The 5504-nt window shown below is 42.6% G+C and carries 4 protein-coding genes and 1 pseudogene; 3 read left to right on the top strand and 2 right to left on the bottom strand.

Annotation, left to right across the window (positions count from 1 at the left end):
* The first annotated feature begins 430 nt into the window (after positions 1-430).
* Complete coding sequence (locus NWQ57_RS12315) at positions 431-1219, top strand: IS66 family transposase (protein WP_306022448.1); 789 nt, start codon at positions 431-433, stop codon at positions 1217-1219.
* Between the two features lie 2 nt (positions 1220-1221).
* On the opposite strand, the gene ltrA is transcribed toward NWQ57_RS12315, so the two are convergent.
* Positions 1222-2577, bottom strand: coding sequence for a group II intron reverse transcriptase/maturase (gene ltrA / locus NWQ57_RS12310; RefSeq protein ID WP_306022446.1), 1356 nt, complete (start codon positions 2575-2577; stop codon positions 1222-1224).
* A 474-nt stretch (positions 2578-3051) separates the two neighbouring features.
* Between ltrA and NWQ57_RS12305 the strand changes: the two are divergent.
* Positions 3052-3288, top strand: a pseudogene (locus NWQ57_RS12305) (transposase domain-containing protein); the annotation flags it as partial.
* A 165-nt stretch (positions 3289-3453) separates the two neighbouring features.
* Here the strand turns inward: NWQ57_RS12305 and NWQ57_RS12300 are convergent.
* On the bottom strand, positions 3454-4293 hold the full coding sequence (locus NWQ57_RS12300; protein WP_306022445.1) for a GntR family transcriptional regulator: 840 nt from the start codon (positions 4291-4293) through the stop codon (positions 3454-3456).
* A gap of 540 nt (positions 4294-4833) precedes the next feature.
* On the opposite strand from NWQ57_RS12300, the gene NWQ57_RS12295 reads away from it, so the two are divergent.
* Positions 4834-5504: TonB-dependent receptor plug domain-containing protein (locus NWQ57_RS12295; RefSeq protein WP_306022447.1), on the top strand; the 671-nt coding region annotated here is incomplete at its 3' end.

The following is a 5504-nucleotide window of genomic DNA, read 5'->3' as shown; positions in this document are numbered from 1 at the left end:
CGTTCAGTTTCTCAGTCGTTCCAGTTTGGCCTGAAAGTCGGAGTTGGCCGATAAGTCAACCTGCGCAACATTTAAAATTTAGTAAAAACAATGAGTTAGTAAACACACAAATATACACTGTCACAGTTTTTGTCACAACTAGAATTAGGGAAAATTGTAACTGGGTTTATGTTTTTAGTTAGCAAAATTGCTTTTTTCACATTGTGTAAACTTAACTCAAGTTAATATCAAGTGAAGCTCTTTATTTACATTGACACAACACTTAACGAAAGGGCGCTAATTATCAGAAGACGGTCAGGATTTTTTACAGTGTGTCGGGTTAAAAGCGAAAAACGGTCATTGGAGATATTAGGATTTTGATTGATATATTACTCTAAACCAGACATTCAACTTTAAATTTCCATTCAAATCGCTGTTTTATGCGGCTTAAATCGGCATTGACCTAAGTCGCCAGACCATGGCGGACTGGATGATAAAATCCCAGCTAGCCTTGCAAATACTCTATGAGCGACTGCGAGAGATACTGCTGCAACAAGCCGTGATTCAGGCAGACGAGACGACGTTAAATGTACTTAAAGAAGAAAAAACCACCTGCTATATGTGGCTGTATTGCTGTGGCACAGATTCACCCAACAACAAGGTACTGGATGCAGAGGACTTATCCATGCCCAATATTGTACTGTACGATTATCAAGCCAGTCGCAGTGGACAATGTGCGGTTGACTTCCTAGCGGGCTATTCAGGGTATTTACAGGTGGATGGTTATCAGGGCTATGCCAAAACCCCGGCGACGCTGGTTGCCTGCATGGCCCATATGCGCAGAAAGTTCGTTGAAGCGCAAACCGCACAAGCGAAAGGTAAAACCGGCAAAGCCAACTGGGCACTCAATCATATTCAAAAGCTATACCGGATTGAAACCAGAATAAGAGACCTGTCAGCGCCAGAAAAATACCGCATCCGCCAACAAGAGGCCTTGCCTCTGCTGGTAGCATTGAAAGACTGGCTGGATAAATCCGTTGACAACATCCCCCAGCAAACCACATTGGGTAAGGCCATCGGATATACCCTACGTCAGTGGCCTAAGCTCATTCGCTATCTTGACGATGGCAAGCTCAGCATCGGTAGAGTCGGAATGTGGCGCAGTAGTCTAAAGACCCTGTTTCCACACCCCGCTCATCAAACCGGACGTGCGCTACTAACGCATCCGGCTTTCGTCTAAAATTATGCCTTCGCGCTCGACAATTCTGCACGATTTCGAGGTAATTTGATCAGCCCAAGTTCATTATGCAAATAGGCATCTGAATATAACCGCCATCCAGACTTACCTTTTTGCTTGTGTTTCTTAGTTAACCAACGCCTTAATCGTCGCCCTGTATACTCTTCGATAAAGTTATAACTGCCAAGCACCGGACCTTGGTTGAAGTAGTTTGCCCATCCACCTATCAATTGATTAAGGCGGTTAACGCGGTTTTCTACCATGTCCCAAGTGCGGTTAATAGCTGTTTCCTCATGGATTTTGCTACGCAAGGATTTCAGTGCCTTCTTTGAAGGTTTTGTTCCAAGGTAGACTCGTCCATCCTTTGCATATTGCTTACAAAAGGTGTAACCCAAGAAATCGAACGATTCTTGTGGTACATGAGCAAGATGCGTTTTGTCGGTGTTAACGGTCAAACCTAACTTACTCATAAGATGATGCATTGCCGTCATGGCGAGCTCGCCCTTTCCTCTACTGCAACAAATCACAAAGTCATCTGCATAGTTGACTATTTGTGCATTGAATTTCGCTTGAAATCCAAATTTCTCCCACGCCAATACAAATCGCTTGAAGTAAATATTCGCCAATAATGGCGATATGACCCCACCTTGCGGTGTACCTCGATGCGTTCGTTTTGCCGTGGTGCTGACTTTTGTTTGACCATCGACTCTCTCCATCACTGGCGTTTCCAACCAGTGCTTTAAGAGCGACAGTAATCGACCATCCGATATCCGTCTCGCCACACTTCTTATTAATGGGCTGTGCGGTATGGTATTGAAATAGTCTTTTAGATCAGCGTCAACTATGTCTGTGCGCCGATGCTGCGTCGCATGATAATAAATACGCCGTATTGCCATCTTGGCGTCAATCTTGGGTCTAAAGCCATATTGGCAAGGCCGAAAATCAGCTTCAAAGATCGGCAATATAACGATATTCACCGCCATTTGTACAACTCGGTCGCGTATACAAGGAATCCCCAAAGGGCGTTTTCCACCGCTTGCTTTTGGGATCCAGACTCGCTTGAGGGGCTTTGAGCGATAGTTGCCGCTTTTTAGCTCCTCTTGCAATGAGCTTAACCACGCCTCTACACCTAGTTCTTCGATATCAACAAAACTCTGACCATCAACACCCACACTACCGCGATTTGCACGACAGCGTCGATACGCTTCGGTCATCACGTCAGTTCTGTGAACTTTGTCCCATAGGCTGTAAAAACGAAAGTCAGGCTCTGCCTTAGCTTTCGCATATAGTGCTCGCTGTAACTTCCGAACAGAATTAATTGGGGTTGGTAGACTTTTCGTCAATCCCCTTGTTCTTGTCACGTTATAACACTCCTCTTAAACCAGGGTCACTTTCCTCCTTCGGCATTACCCAAATTCATCGGTACTACTGACCCATCCGCCACCTATTGCCACCCAAAATCATCCTTCACAGGTATTTGGTTTTCGTCCTATCTGCAACAATAGGCTTCCCCTGTTCCGTTTATGTCCTGCTCTGTACGTGCTGTCACCACTACCCCGATGGCATTGCAGTATTCATATGTTACTCAATCCTACTGCAATATCAGTTTTCCCCGTTATTATGGCGGGTCAACTACCATATTAGCTCTGACGAGGCCTGCTTAGTGTTCGCTACGCGCTACGGCCCGCACAGTCTCTGACTACCTAAAAGTAGCCTTTTCTTTGAATACTTTCGCCTATTCGTTGCCTCCTAAACGACTCCAAAGTGATTCCGGTTGGAGTAACAGTTAACCGGGTGGAATTTCCATCCACTGAACATAAACGCCTTGTCAGGGCGTACACAACAACCGCGCAGAAAGAGCCATCAAACCCTTCGTTATTGGCAGAAAAAACTGGCTGTTTAGCAACACCGCTAACGGTGCTAAAGCCAGCGCCACCCTCTACAGCATCATCGAAACAGCCAAAACCAACGGCATCATGCCTTTCGACTACCTGATGTATTTGCTAGAGCAACTCAGCCAACCCGACTACGAAATAGACCAACTGCTACCATGGGCATTTGCTAAACGATAAGTGGGATCGCCGGACGCTTACCTAAGACCTTACTTAAATAGGCGTTAAATGTATTCTGAACAAGGTGTGATAAGACCTTTGGCTCTTATATAAAAGTATTGCATCACTGTAGTTCAATCACGGCTACGTCATCAGCATGTAACCGTTATTTACTGGAGACTTGCACTAAAAAACGACTCGCTTACCGACAAAAAGACTGCCATTAAACCTGCTTGCATTGCGACGTTTGCGCTGTTCATTAATCAACGAGTTAAACTCTTCCATTGACTTAATAAACTTAGGGTTATTAGAAATAATATCCATTTCATCATCGACATCACCGATATGGTAAACCATCGCTTTTTCAGCGGCGATGGTATCTCTGCCTATAATAGCTTCGACAATTTTAGAATACTCATCAACTACCGTACTACTGCGGGCTATACCCATCTTGGCCTGTAAGTGCCTAACCCTATCCATTTCCGCCTTTGAGCTATCGAGTAAGAGCCATGCACCCAAAATACCGGCGTATTCAAATAATGTGCGATGAAATAAGGCATCAATTTCAAAAGAGGCAGGATTACCAAGGGCATTCTTATTGCTTGTTTTATTATTAATTGCCTGCTGTTGTTCGGTGATTATCCCTTTTAACTTTACCTGTTCAGATAAACTGATGCCTTTATCAGCCAGGCGTTTAACACAGCCACTTTCTAAACTTACCCGAATAAAACAGGCTTCTAAATACCGCTCTAAACTAATAGCAGTAACATAACTGCCACTTTTAGGCACTATGGTAACAAGTCGATCATTGGCTAAACGTATTAAGGCTTCTCTTACTGGGGTTTTGCTGATTTCAAAAATAGCCGCGATTTCTTTTTCGACTAAAGCCATTTCAGGAGGTAGGGAAAGGTTGATAATATTTTCCCGTAAAACTAAGTATATTTGGTCGACTAAACTCCCTTCTTTTTTAATGCCAGAAGCGATGATTCTATCGATACTTTTAACTTCAAAATTAACTGTATTCATTAAATAGTTAATAGCCTCTTAGTCTAAAAACGCCACATCTTATATCTTTATAAGTGTAGGCATGCAAGTGAAAGCAATGTTTACCTTAAGCAAGACAAAATACAATTATGAATTAAATTGTCTTTTTTGCCTTTAATTAAAACATTGAATAATAATAAATTTCTAAGCTAGAAATATCATCCAAAATAGCTCTTGGTTGGCACAATTTACAATAATTACCACAGCATTTAATTGGTTCTAATTTAATAGTTGAAGAACTAATTAAAGCTAATTCATGCCCTTAGAAAACTGCTGGGTGGGATAAAGATAAAACTTAGTTTTATCGAAAGTTAATTCTCTACATTTATTTCATTAGCAAATTGCATTTTTTGTTAAAAGCATGTTGCCATCCTAAGGCAAATAGATTACAAATGCATCTAATATATAAAAACGCAAACTAATATATTAGATTTGCAGTGATGATATAACACTGGAAATTGATATGTCGCCTGTACCTGTGCAACCAGAGTTACAGGAAATACATAAACAGAGGGGACACAAATGAAACTGAATAAAATTACTTCAATATTAAACACACATAAAAATACCAAGTGTAATACCAAAATACTTGGTGCCACGTTAACCGCAATCTTAGCCATGCCTGCTTTCGCACAAGAAACTCAGGATCCCGCTGCTGCTGATGTTGAAGTCATTCAAGTGCAAGGTATCGCCGGCAGCTTAGCGGAGTCAGCTCGACTAAAGCGTTTTGACACTCGTATTGTCGACGCCATCGTGGCTGAAGATATTGGTAAACTGCCTGATAACAACATTGCAGAAGCATTGCAACGTATTACCGGGGTATCAATTAGTACTGATTTTGGGGTGGGTGAGTCCGTTACTATCCGTGGTATCTCCCAAAACCGAGTTGAGCTAAACGGACGCTCTACTTCAGGCAGTGGCCGTGGTGGTATTAGTTTAGAAGACTTCCCATCCAGTTTCTTAAAAACAGTTGAAGTTGTTAAGTCTCCAACACCTGAAATGATTGAAGGTGCCTTAGGCGGCACGATTAATATGACCACTGTTCGCCCTTTAGAGTTGGATGAACCGCTAGTTGCAATAACGTTAGACGGGGAATATGCGGACAAAACAAAACATTGGGCGCCTAATTTCAATGTGGCTGCAGGTAATAATTGGGATTTGGGTGATGCAGGTACCTTTGGTGCATCAATAGT

The sequence above is a fragment of the Paraglaciecola sp. genome (assembly GCF_030730205.1).
Lineage (GTDB): Bacteria > Pseudomonadota > Gammaproteobacteria > Enterobacterales > Alteromonadaceae > Paraglaciecola.
The sequence above is the reverse complement of the archived record's forward strand: the minus strand, read 5'-3'. Positions and strand labels throughout refer to the sequence as shown.